This window comes from Kitasatospora sp. Xyl93 (genome assembly GCF_055383135.1).
This window is the reverse complement of sequence record NZ_AP029185.1, coordinates 8,586,035-8,607,012: the sequence shown is the minus strand read 5'-3', so window position 1 is coordinate 8,607,012 and position 20,978 is coordinate 8,586,035. Positions and strand designations below refer to the sequence as shown.

Below are 20,978 nucleotides of genomic sequence, written 5' to 3'. Positions count from 1 at the left end.
GGTGGTGTCGACGATGCGCACCATGACTGTCAGCGGACGACGTCGAAGACGTTCTTCTGCAGGCCGTTGGCGTACGCCTCGTGCTCGACCAGCTTCAGCTTCTGGGTGTCCTTGTCGGTGGTGCTGAACAGGCGCTTGCCCGCGCCGAGCAGCAGCGGGAAGACGAGCAGGTGGTAGCGGTCGATCAGGCCGGCGTCCGAGAGGGCGTGGTTGAGGCTGGCGCTGCCGTGGACGATGATCGGGCCGCCCTCGGTCTCCTTCAGCGCGGCGACCTCGTCGAGGGAGCGCAGGATCGTGGTCTCGCCCCAGTTCGACACCAGGTCGCCGTCGGCGAGGGTGGTGGAGACGACGTACTTCGGCAGCGTCCTGTAGCGGGCGAAGTCCGCCATGTCCGGCCACACCTGGCTGAACGCCTGGTAGCTGGTGCGGCCGAGCAGCATCGCGGTGGCCTCCTCCTGCTCCCGGCCCTTGATGTCGAACGCCTCGGGGAGGAACTCGACGTCCTTGAAAGTCCAGCCGGAGTTGCGGTAGCCGGGTTCGCCGCCGGGGCCCTCCACGACGCCGTCGAGCGAGATGAACGCGGTGCTGATCAGGGTACGCATCTTGAGGTTCCTCGGTATCTCGTGCCTGGGTAGAAAGGGGTCGAGTCGGTGCTCGCCCGGGTCATGCCCGGTTCTGCGGTGCGCCGGCTGTGTTCTCTGACTGCTGAGCGCGGGGAAAGTCATCGGTCGCCGCCCGCCGGGCTGCTCGCGCGAGCCGGCCCAGCCAGTCCGTTCGTGACGGAGCAGGACGACGTGGGAGTCGAAGGTCCTGGTCTCGGCCAGGCCCATGAGCAGCGGGTCCCCCTTGACGACAAGTACCGGGGCGGCCGTCGACCGCCCTTGTGTACGATGTCCACATCTGGGGGATGCGGTGATCCGCGCCCCCCGAGTGATCATGCGAGAGCCTAGACGAGCTAAGTGGATGCTGTCCACATTGGAGGCGGCGGCCATGGCGGCTACCAGGGACACGAAGTCCAAGCGGGACACCTACCGCCACGGCGACCTGCGCAACGCGCTGATCGAGGCCGCCCTCGAACTCGCCCGCCAGGGCGGCCCGGAGGCCGTCGTCCTGCGCGCCGCCACCCGGCAGGCCGGGGTCGTCCCCAACGCCGCCTACCGCCACTTCGCCGACCGCGACGCGCTGCTGCACGCCGTCTCCCAGGCCGCCATGGCCCGGGTCGCCCGCACCATGGAGGCCGAACAGGACGCCCTGCCGCCCGCCGAGGACCCGGTGGCCGCCGCCCGGGCCCGCTTCCGCGCCGTCGGCACCGGCTACCTCCGCTTCGCCCAGGAGGAACCCGGCCTGTTCCGCACGGCCTTCCACGTCCCCGGCGACATGACCCACGCCGCCGCCGACACCGCCGCGGGCATCACCGGCAAGACCCCCTTCGAACTGCTCGGCGAAGCCCTCGACGGCCTCGTGGAACATGGTCTGCTGCCCGAAGACCGCCGCCCCGGAGCCGAGTTCCTCGCCTGGTCGGCCGTCCACGGACTCGCCGCCCTCCTCATCGGCGGCCCCCTGCGCGGTCTCCACCCCGTCCAGGCCCACGAAGCCGGTCAGCACGTCATCGACATGCTCGAACGCGGTATCTGACCCCACCAGGCCGCTCGGAGGTGTGACGGCGGATCAGGGCTCGCGGAAGCCGTATGCCGAAGGCCCTGCCCGCCGCACTGCGGCGCCGGGGCGTGCCGGCCGGACGTCCTGCCCCACCCCTTCCCGCAGCCCCCGACGACGGTCCCCGGGCAGCCCGCAGGAAGCCGCCGACATTCAAGTCCGGATTCAGGGAACCCGAGGAGCAGACCGACCGACGAGGAGTGAGACGGCATGGGTATCGGTGGCTGCATCGTCCTGTTCGCCCTCGGCGCCATCATGGCCTTCGCAACCGACTGGCACGTGAACGGCGTCAACCTGCACCTGGTGGGCTGGATCCTCATGGCCGCCGGGCTTCTGGGACTGATCACCTATGTGAACGTGTTCCGCCGCCGGCGCGTGGTCCGCCGGGTCGAGAGCGACGAACCGGTCGAGGAGCGCCGCTACTACGAGTAGGAGTCGGCCGGACTCCGCGACGTCGGCCAGAGCCCGCGTACGGTCGGGTTCCGCGTACGGTCGGGTTCCGCGTTCGAGCGGGTCCGCGGGTCGACGTGGGGTGTCGTCCCCCAGCTGACCGGCGCCGGCCGGACGCCGTGCCGCCCGGCGCCCCAAGGGGTGCCGGGCGGGCCGGTTCAGCGCAGCACCTCCAGCTCCGGCCAGTCGTCGCCGGGCCGGTCGAGGAAGCCGGTGGGCCGCCCCGTCAGGTACCGCGCGAAGAAGGCGGCGACGGCGGTGCGCTGGGCGGCCAGGGAGCGCCGGGGGTCGACGGTGCCGATGAGTGCGGCCGCGTCGGGGACCGGGCGGCGGCGGACGAGCTGGGGCAGGAGGACCTGGAGGTCGGTGTACGAGCCGTGGGCGGCGTTCCGCAGCCGCAGGGCGTGCCGGGGGCCGGTGGACGCCGCCCAGCAGGAGGCCCAGCTCGGTTCGGTGCGCAGGGTCTTCGTACCGGAGGCCATCAGCAGGAAGGGCTTGGCGAGGCCGCTGTCGGCGACGGGGCCCAGGAGGGCGCCGTCGAGGTCGGCCGCCGCGCGGACGCCGGGCTCGTCGTGGGCGAGCTGGGCGGCGACGGAGCCGCCGAGGGACTGCCCGAGCACGCCGGTCCTGGCCGGGTCGGCGGCTTCGGCGAGCCCGTCCGGGAGCGGGTCGGTCCCGGTGTCGGGTCGGTCCCCGCGGGCGAGCCGGTCGAGTGCGCCGAGGACGAAGCGGGCGTCGGCGAGGCGGGCCCGGGAGTGCCCGGCGAGGAGGGCGGCGACGACCTCCGGGGTGAGGTCGTCGGGGAGCGGGAGGGCGCGTTCGACCCGGCCGCCGGGGAACTCGACCTGTTCGGCCTCGTACGTGGAATCGAGGGCGACGACGAGGTGGCCGCGGCTCGCCAGCTCCTCGACCAGGGTGGTGCCGAGGGCGCGCGAGCCGCCGTCGCCGGAGGAGAACAGCACCACGGGCAGCCGGCCGGCGCGGCGGGCGACGGGCGCGCCGGCGCGGGCGTGGGTCCTGATCCCCCGCCAGTCGGCGGCGCCGGCGGGGACACCGAGGGCCGGTGCGCCGTGCGCGTCCCAGTCGGCCGCCGCGGCCGGGGGCAGCCAGGGGGCCGTCGGGTGCCCGGTGCCGGGTTCCGCCGGGTACCAGAGGCCGGCCATGAGCTCCCGGTAGGGCTTGGCGGGCAGGAGGGGGTCGGGGCGGCTGTCGTCGACCAGGTGCAGCGCGACGGTGCCCACGGGCCAGGGCCCGGTGGGCGCGGGCAGGCGCAGCGGGACGGGGGTGCCGGGGGCGGGCGCGGGGCCGTGTCCCCCGGCCGGGGCGGCCGGGCGGTTTCCCGCGGCGAAGGCGGGGGCGGCGGTCAGGGTGGCGAGCGCGGCGGCGCCGAGCGTGCCGAGCAGGGCGCGGCGGGTGGGGGGCATGGGCGGGCTCCTCGGGCGGTACGGATGCGGGGTCGCCACCAGGGTTTCGCCGCCGGCGGTGCCCGGCGCCCTGCCGGGGGACGATCCCGCGGGTGGGCGCGGGTCGCCCCGGGGCGCGTTCTCTCCTCCGCTCGGAGGAGCCCCCGGTGTTCCGGGGTCTCCCCTGGTCTCCGCCGGTCTCCGCCGGTGGGCGGACGCCTCGGCGGGCGCGGGGCCCTACCGTGGGGCTCCGGCGAGGACGCCGGAGGACGCGGACGCGAGGACGGACACGATGGCCGAGACCGGCGCGGTACGGACGGGCCCGCCGGGCGCCCTCGCCTGGCTTCCGGAGCGGGTGCCGCCCGTGGTCGCGGACGCCGCGCTCGCGGCGGCCCTGTTCCTGGTGACACTCGGGCCGGGACGGGTGGCGGACGGTACGGGCTTCGCGCTGCAGACCGCTCTGGTGCTGCCGCTGGTGTGGCGGCGGCGGGCGCCCCGGGCCGCGTTCGGGGTGATCGCCGCCGCGGCGCTCGCGCAGTGGCTGCTGGGTGTCCAACTGCCGGCCGACGCGGCGTTGTTGGTCGCCCTGGGGACGGTGACCGCGCGGGCGCCGTACCGGTCGGCGTGGGCGGCGGCTCTGGTGGCGGTGGCCGGGGCGGTGCTGGCGGCGGCGCGCTGGGCGCCGGAGGGCCGGTTCCTCGCCTCGGCCGCCGCGATGACGGCGGCGGTCGCCGCGAGCGCGCTGCTCGGGGCGAACGCCCGGATCCGGCGGGCCGCGCGGGCGCAGCGGCTGGTGCGGCTGGAACGGGACCGCGACGAGCGGGAGCGCCGGGCGGTGGAGGAGGAACGCGCCCGGATCGCGCGGGAGTTGCACGACAGCGTGACGCACGGCCTGTCGGTGGTGGTGGCGCTGGCCGACGCGCTGGGGCACGCGCGCCCGGCCGACGCCTGCGCCGTGACGGCCCGGATCGCGGAGACCGGGCGGCAGGCGCTGACCGACATGCGGCGGGCGCTGGACCTGCTCCAGGACGCCGGTACGGACGCCGGGCCCGGGGACGATCCCGACGCGCGGCCCGGGGACGACCGGCGGTCGCCGCCGGGGATCGGGCAGCTCGGGGAGCTGTGCGAGCGGATGGAGGCGGCGGGCCTCGTGACCCGGCTGCGGGTGGACGGCGAGGCCGCCCGGGTGCCGGCCGCGGCGCAGTTGACGGTGCACCGGCTCGTCCAGGAGTCGCTGACCAACGCGCTGCGCCACGCGCCGCAGGGGGCGCGCGCCGAGGTGCGGGTGTCCTGCGCGCCGGGGGCGGTCACGGTCGAGGTGACCGACGACGGGCGGGCCGCAGGGGCCGGGCGGCCGGGATCCGCCGGGCGCCCCGGATCTGCCGCGTCCGGGCGGGGGCTCGCGGGGATGCGGGAGCGCGCCGCGGCCTTCGGCGGGGTGCTGGAGGCGGGCCCGCGGCCGGACGGCGGCTGGCGGGTCTTCGTACGGCTGGATCCCGGGGGCGCGTCGTGAACGTCCGGGTGCTGCTGGTGGACGACGAGGAGCTGCTGCGGCTGGCGTTCGGTCTGATCCTGCGGGCCGAGCCGGACATGGAGCCGGTCGGGGAGGCGGCCGACGGGGCGGCGGCGGTGGAGCTGGCGCGGCGGCTGCGGCCGGACGTGGTGCTGATGGACGTGCGGATGCCGGGCACCGACGGCATCGAGGCGACCCGGCGGCTGCTGCGCGAGGTGCCCGGGACGCGGGTGCTGGTGCTCACGACCTTCGACCTGGACGCGTACGCCTTCGACGCGCTGCGGGCCGGGGCGTCCGGTTTCCTGTCGAAGAACAGCCGGCCGCAGGAGCTGCTGGGAGCGGTCCGCGACGTGGCCCGGGGGGACGCCGTGGTCTCCCCCCGGGTGACCCGGCGGCTGCTGGACCGCTTCGCACACCGGCTCCCCGCCGCCGGGGACGACGGCGGGGGCGACGGGGGCGACGGCGGCGGGGGCGACGCGCAGCGGCTGCGCGTGCTGACCGCGCGCGAGCGGGAGGTCCTGCTGGGGGCCGCCCGCGGCCTGACCAACACGGAACTCGCCGCCACCCTCGGTCTCGCGGAGCCCACGGTGAAGAAGCATCTCGGCCGGGTCATGGCCAAGCTGGGTCTGCGGGACCGGGTGCAGGCGGTGATCTTCGCGTACGAGTGCGGGCTGGTCGGGCCGGGGTAGGCGCGGGCGGTCCGGCGGGAGTGGGCGACTGGCCGCGGGTGCGGCCGATCCGCCCGTGAGCGGAGGACCGCAGGAGAACGACGACCCGGTGTCCCACCGGACGGCGCCGGACGCGCTTCGCCGACGGCGGCCGCACCACCCGGTTGGCGCCGGTCACATCACGGCTGTGGTCGCGGCCGTCGCCGCCGTCACGGCGATGACGGCCGCGAGCACCGCCCGGGTGTTCCTGATCGCCTCCCGCACGGCCTCCCCCGCCCGCTCGCCCTCGGCGATCTCGGCGATCTCGGCGATCTCGGCGAAGCGCGGCTCGACCTCTTTGCGCGGCACCTCCGGGAAGGCGGACCGGTACAGCCCGGCGGCGTGCAGCAGCGCGATCAGGGCGCCGGTGCGCGCGTCCGGCTCGGCGCCGTGCAGGACGACGGCGGCCAGCCGCTCGCGCAGGGCGCGCTCCACGCGGCCGTCCGCCTCCGGGTAGCGGCGGACGGGGAAGACGCCGAGCACCCTGCGGCGCTCCTCGGTCACCAGACCGCGCTCGACCAGGCGCTCCAGGGTGTCGGCCGGGGCGGTGGCGCGGTCCTGGGTGAGCCACTCGGACGCCTTCGCGGTGCGACGCCCCCGGGCCCACTCGGCCAGCCGCTCGAGGCGCCCGTCCAGCAGCGGCTCCCCGGTGGGCTCCCCGCCCGGGACGACGGTGACCGTGCCGTCCTCCAGGGCGACCCGCCCGGCCAGCGCGAGCTCGGCCAGCAGCGCGCCCGGGATCGCGCAGGCCGCCCCGGCGCTCTCCTTCACCGCCCCGGACTCGTCCTCCAGCGTGAGCAGCAGGACCTCCTCGGCGAGCGTGACGTGCCCGTTCATCTCGTCAATCCCCTCCAGCAGTCAGCGCCTCGGCGAGGCGCCGGGCCTGGGTGTCGTCCTCCGGCGGGGAGTGCACCAAGATCCCGGTATCGGTGATCGCAAGGTACTCCTCGACGGAACGCGGGTCGAAGGGCAGGGCCACCTCCTCGGCGGCGAGGGCCTCGTGGGCCCGGGTGCAGGAGAGCCCGAGGGCCGTCAGCTGCGCGGGCGGCCAGGCCGAGGACTTCCGAGAGGTACGCGGCGCGCCGGACCCACCCCGGGTCGCCGGGCAGGATCCGGGCGAGTTCGCGGCCTGCCGGGTTCTTCGTCGTCACCGTGCCGAGTCTCCCGGCCCGGGGGTGTCCGGCGGGGCGGTTCCCCGAAACCCCTCCCCCACCGCAGCTTCTGCGGTAGAAGGCCGGCCCGGCAGGGCTGCCGCCGGTGTCCCGGTTGGTGACGCCCAGGAACAGGCCAGGGCGCGGATCCGCACCGCCTGCGGGCGGGCGCCGACGTCCCGGTGCCGAGCCCCTCGCCCCCGGTGGGCGGGGCCTTCGCCGGTGGCCGGCGGCCTGGGCTCGCGCTCGCCGGCAGCTACACGGTCGGCTCCGCCGTGTCGATTGCCGGCGGGGAGCCCAGGCCAGGCCATCGGTATACCGATGGTGCACCACCGGTATACCATCGAGGGCATGGCTGATACGACGATCAAGGTCTCCGCTGAGACGCGTGACCGGCTGGCCGCGCTCGCGGCGGCCGGCGGCACCACGATCGGCGCCCAGGTGGCCCGGCTGGTGGAGGCCCAGCCCACCCCGGAGCAGATCGCGGAGCGGGTGGCCGAGGGCCGCCGGCTGCTGCGGGAGCACTTCGGGATGACCCTCACGGACCCGGAGCTGGACGAGGGCCCGAACCTGTTGCAGCGGGTCTACGACATCGCCGCGGCGGACGCGCGCGCCAAGGTCGCTCCGAGGCGGCGCAGCGCGTGATCATTCTGGATTCCAGCGCGCTGTCCGCGCTGGCCGCCGGTCACCCGCGCCTGCACCGGATCGTGGATTCCGCTCTGCAGAGTCCGTTCCAGCACCTGCTGGTGCCGGTCCTGTGCCTGATCGAGGCCGAGGTCAAGGACGAGGGCGCGGCGCACGCGGTCCTGGCGCTGCCGTCGCTCGAGTTCGAGCCCCTGGACGCGTCGACCGCGGTGGTGGTGGCGAGGATGGTCGGTGACGGCTACGGCGGCCAGGGCGTGGCCCACGCCATTGCCGTGAGCCTGCCCACCCCGGCGCGTCCGCAGCAACACCTGATCCTGACGGCCGATCCGGAGCTGTACCCGCCCGGGATCGTCACGGTCGGCATCGACGACCCCCGGCTGGAGCCGTAGGGGCCGTCATCGGACGGGTTGGGGGACGGCCTGCCCGCGGACGCGGGTGCGCGCGGACCCGCGGCGGGCGCGGGTGCGCGCGGACCCGCGGCGGGCGCGCGGACCCGCGGCGGGCGCGCGGTCGGGGGCCGGGCGGGCTCGTCGGGCTCTGCTTGACGGGCGGCCGGCCCGGGGCCCGGGCATCAAGCCGGGGTGCGCCTGGCGGGTGCGGGGAGGGGGCTGTCGTGGGGTGGATCGTGGTGCTGGCGGCGGCCTTCGCGCTGACGGCGATCGGCGCCGTGCGGTTGCGGCGGGCGTACCGCGCGTACGTGGACGCGCTGGTGGTCCCGCGGGCGCCGGAGGAGGAACTGACGGTCTACGAGGTCGCCTACCTGCACCGGGGGGCCGGGTCGCTGGCGCAGACGGTGCTGGCCTCGATGGTGCTCGGCGGCCGGGTGTCGGCGGCGGACGGGGTGCTCACCGTGGTGGACCCGGTCGCGCGGGACGCGGTGGAGGCGGAGGTCGTGCGGGTGTTCGGGCGGGTGCCGCGGCGCCGTGCGTGGCGGCGGATGGAGCGGCTGCGGCGCTCTGCGGGCGTCACCGCCGTCGGCCGGCGGCTCGGCGACCAGGGCCTGGTCGACCACCCGGGCCGCCGCCGGGCGGCCGAACTGGCCGCCGACCAGCTGACCGTGATCCGCCTGGCCGCCTTCGGCCTCGGCGTCGCGTCCGTCTGGATGGTCGCCGCGCGCGGCTTCCCCAGCCCCCTGGTCCCGGGAGTGGGCACCTTCCTGCTCGTCGTGGCGGGCTGGTGGGCCGCCACGGACGTGCACCGCCGGTCCGGCGGAACCACGGAGGCGGGCCGCGCGGCCCTGGCCGCCCACCGGGAGCGCCACCAGCCGTGGCGTCCCCGCACCCACGACCCGCTCGGCGACGAGGACGCCGAAATCCTCGGCAAGGCCACCCGGGGCGAATTCCACGGCAGGCTCCGCGCGTTGGACAAGGCGATCAGCCCGCCGCCCCCGCCGCCCCCGCCGCCCCCATCGCCCTTCGAGGACCCACCGGGTCTGGGCGGCCTGTGACGCTGACGCCGACCCCTCGGGTCGACGGTTCCCCCACCGCCACCGGCCCACGGCCCACGGCCGGGCCTCCGGCGACCGGACGGGAGTGGCGGTCGAACCGTCGAGCGGCCCACCCCGAACGGGAAGCCGCGAACCCGGCACTGGACGCAGCCGAGCAGGAAGCCGACCATGCCGGGGCCGCGACCGACCGGCCGGCGCCGTCCGGCGCTGTCAGGCCGGGGGCAGGCCGAGCGCGGTGCGGGCCTCGCCCACCAGCCGGAGCGATCCCAGCACCACGACCAGTGCGCCGTGGCCGACCAGGGCGGCGGCCCGGCGCAGCGCGGTGGCGGTGTCGGGGGCGGTGACGGCGTCCGTACGCCGGTCGGGGGGCAGTCGGTCGAGCAGGGTGGCGGGGTCGGTGGCGTCGGGTGCGTCGGTGCGGGTGAGGACCAGCGGCCACGGTTCGGGCAGCCGGGCGAGCATCGCTGCCGCGTCCTTGTCGTGCATCGCGGCGAAGACGACGGCGGCCCGCGGGGGGCGGGTGGTGCCGGCGATGGATTCGATCTCGGGTGTCACGGTGGCGATGGCCTGCGGGTTGTGGGCTCCGTCGAGCAGGACCCGGCCGTGCCAGCCGTCGAGCCGGGCGTCGGTGAGCAGTTCGAGCCGGCCGGGCCAGCGGGTGGCGGCCAGGGCCGGGCGCAGGAGTTCGTCCGTCGGGGTGGCGGCGTGGCCGCGGTCGGCGAGCGCGGCCGCGGTGGCGAGGCCGAGGGCGAGGTTGTGGTGCTGGTGGGTGCCGGGCAGGGGGCAGGGCAGGGCGCGGTGCTCGCCGCGCGGGGTCGCGACGTCGAGCAGGGCGGTGCCGCTCGTGGTGTTGGGGCGGGCGGTGCAGTGGATCTGCCGGTCGAGCTGCCAGAGCGTCAGGCCGGTGCGCGCGGCCAGTTCTTCCTCTACGGCTGTCTGCGCCTGGGGGTGCAGGTGTCCGAGGACGACGTGGTCGCCGTCGCACACCGCGCCGGCCTTGGCCGCGGCGATCCGGGCAAGGGTGTCGCCGAGCGCGTCGGTGTGGTCCAGTCCGACGCCGGTGATCACCTTGACGTCCAGGCCCAGCTCCCGGACGGCCGCTCTGCGTCCGCCGAGGGCGGCCTCGGCCACCACCCGGGTGACGCCGGCCCGGCGGAAGTGCACGGTCGCGACCGCGGCGCACATGCTGGCGGCGGACAGCGGCAGGCCGTGTTCCTCGGTCGCCGCCAGCACCTCGGTGTAGGCCGCCGCGTACTCGGCGCGGCTGACCGGCCTGCCGTCGACCCGGGCCCGCTCGCGCGCCTCCTGCAGGTGCGGGCTCGGCATGCTGCCCACCCGCTGCCCGGAGGCGGACAGGGCCGCGACGGCGAAGGCCGCGGTGGAGCCCTTGCCGTTGGTCCCGACCACCATCGCCCCGCGCAGCCCGTCCTGCGGGCGGCCGAGCGCCTCCAGCAGCGCGGGCAGGTGGTCGCGCCGCGCGTCGCGCTCCGCCGCCGGGATCCGGAACAGCCGGGCGAGGTGGTCCGTGCACTGCTGGTAGTCCATGAGGCGCCATGCTGTCACCGGGGCGGCACGGACGGCCGATGGTGGTGGCGGTGCCGCTCGTTCGGGTGACCGGGGGCAACGAACCGCTGCCGTCCCGGGACGGCGGGGCCGGTCCGGGACGGGCCGGCGGGCGGCAGGCGGCGGGCCGGACGGCGGCCTGCGGACAGCTGGCGGGCCGTCACCCCCCGGCCGGACCCCGGCGAAGGGAGACAGCCGGCGGCCCCGGGCGCCGGCCGGCCGGGAGGGCGCAACGGCAAGACCGGTGAGCACCGCGGACCGGCCGGGCGGACCGTGCCGGCCGGATGAGCCGACACCGCGTCCTGTCGGAGCAGCCTCATGGGCCCCTGTCGCGAGGGTGCCACCCCACGGTCCGTCCGAGCCGCGATCGACCGGCGCTCAGGCCGGGGGCAGCGGCGGCGGGTTGTCGAGGAGGAGGTCGTGGCCGACGTCGGTGAGGGTGTGGCGGACCTGCTTGCCCTCACGGCGGGTGGCGATCAGGCCGGCCGTGCGCAGGGCGGCGGCATGGGCGGAGGCGGAGGGCGGGGTGACGCCGAGCCGCTGGGCGAGCTCGGTGGTGGAGCAGGCGCTGCCGGCGATGGCGCGCAGGACGCGGGCCCGGGCGGGGCCGAGCACGGCGGCGAGGCCGTCGGCGGCCGGTGTCCGGGCCGCGGGCTCGGCGGTCGGGGCGGCGATCGGGTGCAGCAGCAGGCTCTGGCGGTCCGGCCCGGCCAGCAGGCTGATGCTCCGCTGGACGAAGTAGTTGGGCCGCAGTTCCAGGCCCCGGCCGCCGAGTTCGAAGGAGCCCTCCAGGTCGCCGAGGGTGCACTCCAGCACTCCCTCGTCCCGCCAGACGGCCTTCGGGTGGAGCGAGTCGAGCATTTCGCCGATCCCGGAGCGGGCGGCGGTGCGGGCCCGGACGGCGATGTCGGCCTCCAGGGCGCGGCGGATGTCAGGCCAGTCCGGGGCGAGGCAGGTCCGGAACAGCGCCCAGGCGCCGTCGCTGACCTCGCGCAGGCCCCGGCTGCCGTCCTCGCGCAACCGGGCCAGGGCGGCCGGGACTTCGGGGCCGCTGCCGAACATGGCGACTCCCTCCTCCACAGCCTGCTGCGGGACGGAGAGGAGCGCGTCGAGCTCGTCGGTCAGTTGCCGGCGGACGGCGTCGAGGTCCGCCACCATGAAGTCGGGAACGCCGACCGGGCTCGCGTTGACCACCTCGAGGAAGCGCACGGCCCGCTGGGGCACGTGGCGGCGGATGTCCCGCCACCAGCGCTCGCTGCGCGACCCGCTGCCCTGGTGCGCGCCCGACCGGGCCGCGCCGGCCATCAGGTGGTCGAGCGGGGATATGACGAACCGGGTCCTCGCGAGGTCCGCGACCCCGAACCTCAGTGCGATCACGAGCCTTCCTCCGGTTCCCCGCAGCGGTCCTGACCTGCCGCGTTGGTGACTATTAGGCCCAGAGGCTAATGCATGGCCGTCCAGCCGTCCCCGTTGCAAGCTCTCTCTCGTCGGCGCGACCGAGGCCCGCTCCGGCCCCCACCACGAGGGGAGTGGGGGCCGGAGCACGATCCTCGACCGGGCGTTCGTCGAACCGAACGCCCGGTGTCGCCCGGCGGACCGTGCCCGGCCGGTGCCCGACCGGCTCCCGCCCGGTGCGCGTGCCCCGCGGCCCGAGGACGAGGTGGAGCCGGTCACGTACCGGGCCATGAACCGGACGGCCCGCCGCGCCGTCGGCGCGCAGCACCGGGTGGCCAGGAACGGCGAAGGGGCGGCCCGAGCACGGGCCGCCCCGGATCCGCCTGCGGCTGTGGGCCCGGACGGCAGGTCAGTTGTCCGCAGGGGGCTCCTGGGCGCGCTGGGAGCCGCGGAGTTGTTCGTTGATGCGCAGGGCTTCTTCGAGCTGGTCTTCGAGGACGACGATGCGGCAGGCGGCTTCGATGGGGGTGCCCTGGCCGACGAGGTCGCGGGCGCGCATGGCGATCCGTAGCTGGTAGCGGGAGTACCGGCGGTGTCCGCCCTCGGAGCGCAGGGGGGTGATGAGGCGGTGTTCACCGAGGGCTCGTAGGAAGCCGGGGGTGGTGCCGGTCATCTCGGCGGCGCGCCCCATGGTGTAGGCGGGGTAGTCGTCGTCGTCGAGCTTGTCGGGCGTGTCGGGGCTGGCCGTTGTAGTCACTGCACCTCTCTGGTTCTCGAGGAGAACGCGTCGAGGGGCCCCGGGGCCGTATCGGCTCCGGGGCCCCGAAGGGAACAACACCATCTACCGGCCTGGGCCGGTCCTGTTACTTCCGCACTGCCCCGGGGGAGGGGTGTGCGGGGATCGCGTATGCGTGACCGGAAACCACCGTCCTTGCGTTGGGGTCTGCGGTGTCCGCCCGGGCGAGCGTTCGCGGGCCGGGCGATCCCGATGGCGCCTGCGCCCTCCATTCATCCTCTGGGTCACTGTCATTCTTCGTACTGCTGGTACTGCACTCACTCGACTGCGTACTGCTGGTGGCGGCCCCTGGTACCTCCGGGCCACCCGGTCCGGCAGCCAGTCCCGTCGCCGTCCTGCACCTGCCTGGCTCCGGGACTCCGCTGCCGGACCGAACCGCGAACTTCTGTCCAACAACTCCGGCCAGTTCGTGTCTGGCCGGTATCGCCGACTGCTGTCTACGACAGAAACGTTAGACCCGCCCGCGAGCAATGTCTACTCCGGCGCGCATAGATTTTGGAGCGCTGGCGAGTGAGGTAATTTCCCGCCGCTGCGCGGCGGCGGCGAGGCCCCCGCCGAGCGCCGGGCGCAGCGGGGTGAGGGCGTCGTCCGGGTCCGCGTCGGACAGCAGGTCGGACAGCAGGGGATGCGGTCGGCGACATCGACGACCGGGCGACGGCTGTCGGCCGGCGCCGTCCGGTGACGCCCGGCGCGTCCAGCAGCGGGCCCACGCGCCAGGGGCCCACCCGGTACCCCTCGGGCACGGCCACCGTGACGGGTCGGCCGGTCACCGCCGCGCCCCCGGGAACGACGGATCCACGACCTCCGCCGCGTGGTCCGGGTCAGGGGAAAGAGCGGGTGCCGGCGCCGGAACGGCGGGCAGCGGCGCGGCCGAGCCGGGACGGAAGGCCGTGCTCCTGGACGACGTCGCCGACTTATCGGAGGCGATCGCCTGGTCGGAGGCGATCGCCGGCCTGACGGGCGGCCGGCGCCGCGTCGGCGCCGGCCGCCGCGGGGCGGGCGACGGTGGCGGTGCGGTGGGCCGCGACGGCCGCGAGCGCGGCGCAGGCCCCGACGAGGGCGAGCCCCCACGGGATGGCCCGCACGTCGTACGCCACGAACCAGCCGATCGCCGCCGGGAAGAGGATGCTGCCGGTCATCGACGAGGAGATGGCCAGCCCCACCGACCGGCGGTCCCCGCCGCGTTGGGCGAGCCAGGCGAGGCCGGTGGGGAAGACCGGTCCCAGCGCCAGTCCGGCGAGCAGGTACCCGGCGACCGCGCCGTGCGGCAGGGACGCGACGACGAGGGCGGCGCTGGTGCCGGAGAGGCCGGTGATGACCAGGCCCGCCGTGGTGGCCCTGCGGGCCAGGGCCGCCGCGCCGAACTTCGAGACGGCGGTGGCGCCCCAGAAGACCGCGACGATGACGGCCGCCGCGGCCGCGGTGTGCCCCTGGCTCTGGATGTCCTTGGCGGCCCAGGCGCCGATCCCGGTCTCCAGCCCTCCGTATCCCAGGTAGAGCAGCAGGAAGCCCGCCAGCGCGTTCCTGCCGAGGGCCCGGGCCGGGTGCCCGCCGGGGCCCTCCTCGCGGGTCCTCCACGCGGCGACCCTGGACACCCGCAGGCAGAGGGCGGCGCCCACGGCCACCACGAGGAACCCGTAGGGCCGGCCCCACTCCAGGCAGGCTCCGGCCAGCAGGGGGCCGACGACGGTGCCCAGGGCGAACACCCCGTTGAGGAGGTTGACCATCCCCACGCCGTCGTCCTGACGGGCGAAGACGTCGTTCACCGTGAGGACGACGTTGCCCGCCCCGAACCCGGCGAGCACGCAGCCGGCGAGGCCGACGGCGAGGTTCCCGGAGAGGAAGACCCCGGCGCAGCCCGCGGCGTAGCCGAGGGTGGCGGCCGGGAGCACCCGGCGGCCTGCGGACCGGACGGCCGAGGCGATCACCATGGCCGCCAGGCAGCCCGCGAAATAGGCGGTGATCAGGTACGGGACGTTCGCCGCGCCGGACGTGTAATGCTTTTCGAAGAGGGGGAGCAGCGGCCCCGTACTGGATTGGGAAATTCCCACGAGGAAGAGGAGGAAAAGGGCCGGAACATATCCTTCGGCCCTTTTGGCACCTGCGCGCACGGTGGCTCCTGCCGGTCTGGGGCGGATGGTGCGGGGGAATCCCAGCGGGTCTGGTGGCGGCTGGGGGTGCGTGACGTCAAACGGACGCCGCCCATGATGTGCGTCACGGGCCGTACGGAGGTCGATGGGGCCAACCGGGACGATCCGCCCACCTCATCCGTCTGCCTTCCGGTCGAAACGTCCCTTTTGTGTGGCGGGCCGGCGGCCTCGTGTCCCCTTTCCGGGCCGCCCGCCGTCTGCCATAAAGATAATGCGAGGCACCCGTGCTTTTCCATGTCGAGGGCGGAGGAATGACATGCGCTATGCGGTGACCGGGGGCGACGGGTTCATCGGCCGATATGCCGTTCGGTATCTGCGGGAACAGGGCCACGAGGCCGTTTCCGTCGACCGCAGTTCGGGGGTGGATCTGCTGGAGGACAAACTCGGGCCCGCCCTCGCGGGCGTCGACGGAGTGATCCACCTGGCGGGGATCCTCGGCACCGAGGAGCTCTTCTCGTCCGTCGAGGACGCCATCGACGTCAACATCAAGGGCACCTACCGCGTGCTGGAGGCGTGCCGCGCGAACGGTGCGGGATTCGTCGGCATCACCATGCCGCAGGTGTGGCAGAACGTCTACCAGACCACCAAGCAGTGCGCCCAGAACCTCTCCTACGCGTGGCACGCGAACTTCGACGTGCCGGTCAGCCACGTGCGCGCCTTCAACGCCTTCGGCGAGGGGCAGAAGCACTACGGGGTGCAGAAGATCGTGCCCACCTTCGCCGTGCGGGCGTGGAGCGGGCGGCCGATCCCGGTCTGGGGGGACGGCGAGCAGACCGTCGACCTGGTGTACTCGGCGGACCTCGGGCGGATGCTCGTCGAGGCGCTCGGCTTCGGTGGCCGCGAGGTCTTCGACGGCGGCACCGGTGTCTCCTTCACGGTGAACGAGGTCGCCCGGATGGTCCTGGAGGTCACGGGCTCCCGGGCGGGCATCGAGTACCTGCCGATGCGCAAGGGCGAGACGCGCAGCGCCGACCTGGTCGCGAAGGGCGAGGGCTGGGACGTGCTGGGCTGGCACCCCGAGTTCAGGGCGGCGGACCTGGAACGGACGGTCCTGTACTACCGTCAGTTCGCCGACTCCTGAGTCCGGAGGCACCGTGGACCCGCTGTTCGAAGCCGTGGACGGTACGTTGCCGTTCTGCCCACCGGACGACCGGCGGGCCCGGCTCGCGGTCCAGGTGACCGTGACGGGCGGCGGGCCCGCCGCCGGTACGGCCTTCGGGCTGGTCTTCGGTGCCGACGACCTGCTGGGCCGGTGGTGGGGTGATTCCCCGGCCGCCCGGCTCCGGATCCGGCTGCCGGGCGAGCTGCTGGCGCGGTTCCGCGCGGGCGCCGCCACCGGCACCTCCCTGACCATGTCGGGCGGGGTGGGGCTCTCGGCCGACTGGTCCCAACTGACGGCTCTGCGGGCCTGCGCGGACGGTCCGCTCTTCCGGGCGTACCTGGCGGCGCTGGACGCACGTGCCGCCGGGCCTGCCCCCGTCGAGCCGCCGGCCCCCCGGAGGGAGAGCGGGCGGCGCGCGGTGGTCGTCCTCGCGGCGCCCAACGACGCCGACGGCGTGCTGAGCGGCATCGCGCGGGCCCGCACCCGGCGCGCCGTGGAACTGCTGGACGCCCCGGGGACGCACCTGGTCCTCACCGGGGGCTTCGGCGCGCAGTTCAACACCACGGACCGACCGCACTGGCGGCACTGCGAGACCTGGCTGGCCGCGCGGCCGGGCGGGCGGCCGCCGGTGCTCGCCCGGCTGGAGACCCGGCACAGCTACGACGACGTCCTGTTCACGCGCGAACTGGCGCGGCAGCACGGCATGGAGGAAGTCCTGCTGGTGACCTCCGACTACCACGCGCCCCGGATCCGGTACCTCGCGAGCCTCGCGGAGCTCCCCTGCCGGGTCGTCGAGGTGTCCCACCCCGACCTGCCGCCCGAGGAGTCGGCGCGGCTGCGGCGGCACGACGAGGGCGCCCTCGGCAGGACGATCGCCTCGACGCTCCTCTTCGGGCGCGACCGGCTCCCGCTGCCGCTGCGGCGGGCGGGGGCCGGCGGCCCCGGAGAGGTCTGGCACCTCGACACCCCCGGTACGGAAGGATGAGTGACACCGCATGAGCGGGATCGCCTGCGACCGCGTTCTGTTCGACCTCGACGGCGTGCTGGTCGACTCGCTGCCGCTGATCGAACGGATCCTGCGCGCGTGGGCCGTGGGACACGGCCTGGACGACGACGAGGCGGTGGCGAGGTCCTACGGGCGGCGGGACGTCGACCTGATCCGCCTGGTCGCCCCGCACCTGGACGCGGTCCACGAGGCGGGCGTCATCGCCGCACTGGAGGAGCGCGACTTCGAGGGGATCCGGCCCGTCCCCGGGGCGGCGGCGCTGCTGGCCTCGCTGCCGCCCGGCCGCTGGGGCATCGTCACCTCGGGGACGCGGGCGGTCGCCCGGGGGCGGCTGGCGGCGGCCGGGCTGCCGGAGCCGGGCGTCCTGCTCGCCGCCGAGGACTTCGAGCGGGGCAAGCCGGACCCGGAAGGCTACCTCAAGGGCGCGGCGGCGCTGGGCGCTCCGCCCGGCAGGTGCGTGGTCTTCGAGGACGCCCGGGCCGGGGTCGAAGCGGCCCGGGCGGCGGGGATGCGCTGCGTCGGCCTGGGCGACGGCCTGGGCGGTCTGCCCGAGGGGATGCTCGTGGCGACGGTGGCGGACCTGACGCAGGTCCGGGCCGAGGTGTCCGCGGGGACGGTGCTGCTGCACGCGCCTGTGGCCGGGCCGGTCGACGACGCGGGCCCGGACGGTGAAGGGGGGATGTCCACCGTCCGGACCCGTGCTCTCACCCGCCGGTCCTCTTCTGACCCCGATCCGTTCCCGTAAACCGTCCGGCGCCGTGGGCGCGGACGGCGGGTGTGTTCAGCGCTCGCGCCAGACGGTTCCGCGGCGTTCGTGCTCCAGGACCGTCTCGACGAGGATCGCGGCCTGCGGACCGAAGTGGCGCTCGACGAGCCAGACGGCCAGGTCGATGCCGGAGGTGACACCGCCGCAGGTGACGAGGTCGCCGTCGTCGACGACGCGGCCGTCGACGACCCGGCCGCCGCGCGCGAGCAGTTCCTGCTTGGCGGCGTGGTGGGTGGTGCAGGGGCGGCCGGTGGTGAGCCCGGCGGCGCAGAGCAGCAACGTGCCGGAGCAGACCCCCGCCAGGGTGAGGCCGGGCCGGCGGGCGGCCGCCAGGGCCCGCGGCAGGACGCCCAGCCGGATCTGCCGGGCGAGTGCGGAGTCCTCGCCGAGCCCGCCGCCGGGCACCACGATCACGTCCGCGGAGCGCGGGGACCAGGGTGCGCGGACCGTGACCTCCAGTCCGGCCGCGGTGCGGACGGTGCGCGGCCCCTCGGCGGTGACGAAGGTCTGCTCGATCCGGCCGTCGTGGCCGAGCACGCCGAAGGCCTCGACCGGCCCGGCGAAGTCCTGCTCCTCCACGCCGTCGTAGAGGACGGTGTGGACGCGCAGCGGCCGCTTCGACCCGTCGGCGTCCGGGGCCGGGGGCTCGGGCGCGGTGGCCGCTGCGGGCACGCGCGGGGAACCGGGCGCGGAAGCGGGTGCGGAAGCGGCTGCCGTGCGGTGCGTGGCGGCGATGAGTCCGAGGCCGGCAGCGGCGGCCGTGCCGCTGCGCAGCAGGTGGCGCCTGTCCATGGGAGTCCCTCCGGGGAGTGGGTGGGTCGGTGCCTCCAGTCTGGTCGCGCCCGCGGTGGCCGGGAGAGGGGCGGCAGTGCCGTGGTGGCGCAAGATCCGGCCACCGGGGACGGGGACGGGGACGGAGGGGGCCGGGCGGAGACGGAGGGAGGGAGGGAGGGAGGGCCGTTCGGAGGGTTCAGACGAGGAACGCGGCCCGGTAGGACGTCGGCGTGGTGCCGAGGTGCCTGGCGAAGTGGTGGCGCAGCGTCTCGATGGAGCCGAAGCCGGCCTCGCGCGCTATCCGGGCCACGGGCACGTCGGTGGTCTCCAGCATCTCGCGCGCGCGTTGGAGGCGTTGGTCCAGCAGCCACCGCAGCGGGGTGGTGCCGACCTGGGCGCGGAAGTGCCGTGCGAGGCTGCGCCTGCTGAGGGCGGCGTGCGCCGCGATGTCGGCCACGCTCAGCGGGCGGTGCAGGTTGTCCCGCATCCACTGGAGGGTCGGGCCCAGGCTGCCGTCCTCCCGCACGGGACCGGGGTGGGCGATGAACTGCGCCTGCCCGCCGGAGCGCTGCGGAGGCATCACCACCATCCGGGCGACGTCGGCCGCCGCGGCGGCGCCCCGGTCACGGCGCACCATGTGCAGGCACAGGTCGAGACCGGCGGCGATTCCCGCGGAGGTCAGCACGGCGCCCTCGTCGACGAAGAGGACGGCCGGGTCGACCCGGACGTCGGGGAACGCGGCGGCCAGCTGGTCGGCGAACCGCCAGTGCGTGGTGGCGCGCCGTCCGGCCAGCAGCCCGGCATGGGCGAGGGTGAAGGCGCCGGTGCAGATGGAGGCGATCCGCGCACCGCGGGCCGCCGCTTCGCGCAGCACGTCCAGGAGTTGGGGGTCGGGTGCCGGTTGTGCCGGAAGGCCGGGGACCATGACCGTGTCGGCGTCGAGCGCGTCCGTCAGGTCGTACGGAGCGACGACCCCGATGGGCTCCGTCTCGCCCGCGGACGCGGTGACCGTCCGCCGCCCGCAGACCCGCACCTCGTAGGCGGGGCCGCCGTGGGGCTCCCGGGCGAGCGCGAACACTTGGCAGGGGATCGCCAGGTCGAGCACCGACACCCCGTCGGCTGCGAGGACGGCGACCACGTGCATGACCGGCACCCTACCGCCCGTGTGGCCGTGCGGGGCAGGGCTCACTTGTCGGGGTGGGGGCTCCCCACGGTTGCGGTCGGCGCGAGTGCGCCACCGGTATGTGTCAGGCAGTAGTCGTCGCGGATCGTCCGGTAGCCGGGGACCGTGACGGTGCCCAGGAGCTGGGCCCACTGCTCGGCGTTCGTCTCGATCGTGTGGGCGACGCGGTCGCGGGCGGCCTGGTCGGGGGCGTCGGCGAGCTGACGGGCGTACTCCCACGCCTGGGCGCGCCAGGTGCGGAACAGTGCGCGGGCGGTGAGGCCGGCGATGGGGTTCCAGCGGTCGTCGGCGAGGGCGACGATCACGTCGTAGCGGTCGGCGACGTCCTGGACGGCGGGGCCGTAGGCGCGGTCCAGGACCGTCTGGAAGCGGTCGTAGTCGGGCTTGCGCGTGCCCCCTGCGGGAGCGGTGAGCCCGAGGGCGGCGAGGACGTACGGCATGTCCCGCTGGATGTGCGCGTTGGCCCCCAGGAGGACGTCCTGCCCGGCGTTGACATCGGCTGTGCGCGCCGCCGTGAACGCCGCCTGCCAGGCGGCCGGGACGGGACGTCCGGCGCGGTCGGCCTCGTAGGCGTCGAGGTACAGGTTGACGAAGCCGGTGTTGAGGCTGCCGGCGAGCCAGGACGGCTCGTCGAAGGATCCGCCCTGGGCGACCGCCGCCTCCAGCGTGCGCTCGATGTGGACGTAGACGGTGGGGAAGGGCGCGCGGTGGTCGCATCCCAGCTCGTCCCGGACCGCCTCCAGGGTGCGGCGCGCGTCCTGCACACAACCGATGACCGGGCCCTGGCACACCAGGGCCCGGGCCGGGGCCGCGGCCGGGGCGGCCGCCGAGGTGGCGGCGGAGGTGGCGGCGCCGCTCAGGGCGATGGCGCCCGCCATGGCGATGGCAGCGAACGTCCGGACCCCGCGTGGCCGACGGCCCATGACCTCTCCTCATGCTTTCCGGCGGTGGAGGCGTTACCGAGGGAATCGGTCGGGCGGGTGAAGTCCTTGAGTCGTCGCACCCACCCCAAGTGACCTAGGGGTGCCCGCTCATGACGTTCCGTAACCTGCCGGGGTGGAGACCGCTCCGTGGCTCTGCGCGAGTCCCGTGGTCTGGTGCCGCCGGTCAGGCTGATGGCTGTGCCGCGCTCGGCGTCCGGCTCCGGCAACAGTCCGGTGGTTTCCTGCACGCCCTTCAGCCTGAGCCGCTCAGCGATCACAGCCAGTGATGCCGGGTGCCGTTCCCAGGGTGGTGCCAGTTTCACCATCGATCCGGGTGCACGGGGCATG

The 20,978-nt window shown here is 75.5% G+C and carries 21 protein-coding genes; 10 read left to right on the top strand and 11 right to left on the bottom strand.

Going from position 1 to position 20,978, the window contains the following annotated elements:
* Nucleotides 1–29: 29 nt before the first annotated feature.
* Complete coding sequence (locus ACZ5GH_RS37425) at nucleotides 30–602, bottom strand: dihydrofolate reductase family protein (protein WP_464336630.1); 573 nt, start codon at nucleotides 600–602, stop codon at nucleotides 30–32.
* A gap of 361 nt (nucleotides 603–963) precedes the next feature.
* Between ACZ5GH_RS37425 and ACZ5GH_RS37420 the strand changes: the two genes are divergently transcribed.
* Both ACZ5GH_RS37420 and ACZ5GH_RS37415 read left to right on the top strand, forming a co-directional pair.
* Complete coding sequence (locus ACZ5GH_RS37420; RefSeq protein WP_464336629.1) at nucleotides 964–1,635, top strand: TetR/AcrR family transcriptional regulator; 672 nt, start codon at nucleotides 964–966, stop codon at nucleotides 1,633–1,635.
* Between the two features lie 231 nt (nucleotides 1,636–1,866).
* The gene (locus ACZ5GH_RS37415; protein ID WP_387754860.1) at nucleotides 1,867–2,088 is read left to right on the top strand and encodes a DUF6458 family protein; all 222 of its coding nucleotides are present in this window, start codon (nucleotides 1,867–1,869) and stop codon (nucleotides 2,086–2,088) included.
* A gap of 176 nt (nucleotides 2,089–2,264) precedes the next feature.
* On the opposite strand, the gene ACZ5GH_RS37410 is transcribed toward ACZ5GH_RS37415, so the two are convergent.
* The gene (locus ACZ5GH_RS37410; protein WP_464336628.1) at nucleotides 2,265–3,530 is read right to left on the bottom strand and encodes an alpha/beta hydrolase family protein; all 1,266 of its coding nucleotides are present in this window, start codon (nucleotides 3,528–3,530) and stop codon (nucleotides 2,265–2,267) included.
* A 271-nt stretch (nucleotides 3,531–3,801) separates the two neighbouring features.
* Here ACZ5GH_RS37410 and ACZ5GH_RS37405 point away from each other — a divergent pair, with 271 nt between their 5' ends.
* Nucleotides 3,802–5,022, top strand: coding sequence for a sensor histidine kinase (locus ACZ5GH_RS37405; protein ID WP_464336627.1), 1,221 nt, complete (start codon nucleotides 3,802–3,804; stop codon nucleotides 5,020–5,022).
* Entirely contained in the window at nucleotides 5,019–5,711 is a 693-nt protein-coding gene (locus tag ACZ5GH_RS37400) for a response regulator transcription factor (protein WP_387754852.1), read from the top strand. Before ACZ5GH_RS37405 ends, ACZ5GH_RS37400 begins: the two co-directional genes overlap by 4 nt.
* Nucleotides 5,712–5,864: 153 nt before the next feature.
* Here the strand turns inward: ACZ5GH_RS37400 and ACZ5GH_RS37395 are convergent, their stop codons facing one another.
* Nucleotides 5,865–6,566 carry a GOLPH3/VPS74 family protein gene (locus ACZ5GH_RS37395; RefSeq protein ID WP_464336626.1) on the bottom strand — a complete coding sequence of 234 codons (702 nt, stop codon included), beginning with the start codon at nucleotides 6,564–6,566 and terminating at the stop codon, nucleotides 5,865–5,867.
* A 4-nt stretch (nucleotides 6,567–6,570) separates the two neighbouring features.
* Nucleotides 6,571–6,708: a hypothetical protein gene (locus ACZ5GH_RS37390; RefSeq protein WP_387754846.1), complete on the bottom strand. Its 138-nt coding sequence runs from the start codon at nucleotides 6,706–6,708 to the stop codon at nucleotides 6,571–6,573.
* A 523-nt stretch (nucleotides 6,709–7,231) separates the two neighbouring features.
* Between ACZ5GH_RS37390 and ACZ5GH_RS37385 the strand changes: the two genes are divergently transcribed.
* From ACZ5GH_RS37385 to ACZ5GH_RS37375, 3 genes are all read left to right on the top strand, one after another.
* Complete coding sequence (locus tag ACZ5GH_RS37385) at nucleotides 7,232–7,525, top strand: hypothetical protein (RefSeq protein ID WP_464336625.1); 294 nt, start codon at nucleotides 7,232–7,234, stop codon at nucleotides 7,523–7,525.
* Nucleotides 7,522–7,914: a PIN domain-containing protein gene (locus ACZ5GH_RS37380; RefSeq protein ID WP_387754840.1), complete on the top strand. Its 393-nt coding sequence runs from the start codon at nucleotides 7,522–7,524 to the stop codon at nucleotides 7,912–7,914. The genes ACZ5GH_RS37385 and ACZ5GH_RS37380 overlap by 4 nt, the downstream gene beginning before the upstream one ends.
* A gap of 224 nt (nucleotides 7,915–8,138) precedes the next feature.
* A complete protein-coding gene (locus ACZ5GH_RS37375) occupies nucleotides 8,139–8,972 on the top strand; it encodes a TIGR04222 domain-containing membrane protein (protein ID WP_464336624.1) in 834 nt (277 codons plus the stop codon).
* A 210-nt stretch (nucleotides 8,973–9,182) separates the two neighbouring features.
* Here the strand turns inward: ACZ5GH_RS37375 and ACZ5GH_RS37370 are convergent, their stop codons facing one another.
* From ACZ5GH_RS37370 to ACZ5GH_RS37355, 4 genes are all read right to left on the bottom strand, one after another.
* The gene (locus ACZ5GH_RS37370) at nucleotides 9,183–10,517 is read right to left on the bottom strand and encodes a glutamate ligase domain-containing protein (protein ID WP_464336623.1); all 1,335 of its coding nucleotides are present in this window, start codon (nucleotides 10,515–10,517) and stop codon (nucleotides 9,183–9,185) included.
* Nucleotides 10,518–10,913: 396 nt separating this feature from the next.
* A complete protein-coding gene (locus ACZ5GH_RS37365) occupies nucleotides 10,914–11,912 on the bottom strand; it encodes an ArsR/SmtB family transcription factor (RefSeq protein WP_464336622.1) in 999 nt (332 codons plus the stop codon).
* A 427-nt stretch (nucleotides 11,913–12,339) separates the two neighbouring features.
* The gene (locus tag ACZ5GH_RS37360) at nucleotides 12,340–12,621 is read right to left on the bottom strand and encodes a helix-turn-helix domain-containing protein (protein WP_387754923.1); all 282 of its coding nucleotides are present in this window, start codon (nucleotides 12,619–12,621) and stop codon (nucleotides 12,340–12,342) included.
* Between the two features lie 1,019 nt (nucleotides 12,622–13,640).
* Nucleotides 13,641–14,837, bottom strand: a complete 1,197-nt coding sequence (locus ACZ5GH_RS37355) for an MFS transporter (RefSeq protein WP_464336621.1) — start codon at nucleotides 14,835–14,837, stop codon at nucleotides 13,641–13,643.
* A gap of 124 nt (nucleotides 14,838–14,961) precedes the next feature.
* Here ACZ5GH_RS37355 and ACZ5GH_RS37350 point away from each other — a divergent pair, with 124 nt between their 5' ends.
* From ACZ5GH_RS37350 to ACZ5GH_RS37340, 3 genes are read left to right on the top strand one after another with little or no spacing between them, the layout of a single operon-like run.
* Nucleotides 14,962–15,957 carry an NAD-dependent epimerase/dehydratase family protein gene (locus ACZ5GH_RS37350; protein ID WP_464336620.1) on the top strand — a complete coding sequence of 332 codons (996 nt, stop codon included), beginning with the start codon at nucleotides 14,962–14,964 and terminating at the stop codon, nucleotides 15,955–15,957.
* 13 nt (nucleotides 15,958–15,970) lie between these two features.
* Nucleotides 15,971–16,963: a YdcF family protein gene (locus ACZ5GH_RS37345; RefSeq protein ID WP_387754825.1), complete on the top strand. Its 993-nt coding sequence runs from the start codon at nucleotides 15,971–15,973 to the stop codon at nucleotides 16,961–16,963.
* 10 nt (nucleotides 16,964–16,973) lie between these two features.
* Nucleotides 16,974–17,729 (top strand): HAD-IA family hydrolase, encoded by a 756-nt coding sequence (locus tag ACZ5GH_RS37340; protein WP_464336619.1) that lies wholly within the window; start codon nucleotides 16,974–16,976, stop codon nucleotides 17,727–17,729.
* 36 nt (nucleotides 17,730–17,765) lie between these two features.
* On the opposite strand, the gene ACZ5GH_RS37335 is transcribed toward ACZ5GH_RS37340, so the two are convergent.
* The 3 genes from ACZ5GH_RS37335 to ACZ5GH_RS37325 form a co-directional block, all read right to left on the bottom strand.
* Nucleotides 17,766–18,542, bottom strand: a complete 777-nt coding sequence (locus tag ACZ5GH_RS37335; protein WP_387754820.1) for a DJ-1/PfpI family protein — start codon at nucleotides 18,540–18,542, stop codon at nucleotides 17,766–17,768.
* Nucleotides 18,543–18,720: 178 nt separating this feature from the next.
* Nucleotides 18,721–19,668: a GlxA family transcriptional regulator gene (locus tag ACZ5GH_RS37330; protein WP_464336618.1), complete on the bottom strand. Its 948-nt coding sequence runs from the start codon at nucleotides 19,666–19,668 to the stop codon at nucleotides 18,721–18,723.
* A 41-nt stretch (nucleotides 19,669–19,709) separates the two neighbouring features.
* Nucleotides 19,710–20,630, bottom strand: a complete 921-nt coding sequence (locus ACZ5GH_RS37325; RefSeq protein WP_387754814.1) for a DUF5995 family protein — start codon at nucleotides 20,628–20,630, stop codon at nucleotides 19,710–19,712.
* Nucleotides 20,631–20,978 lie beyond the last annotated feature (348 nt).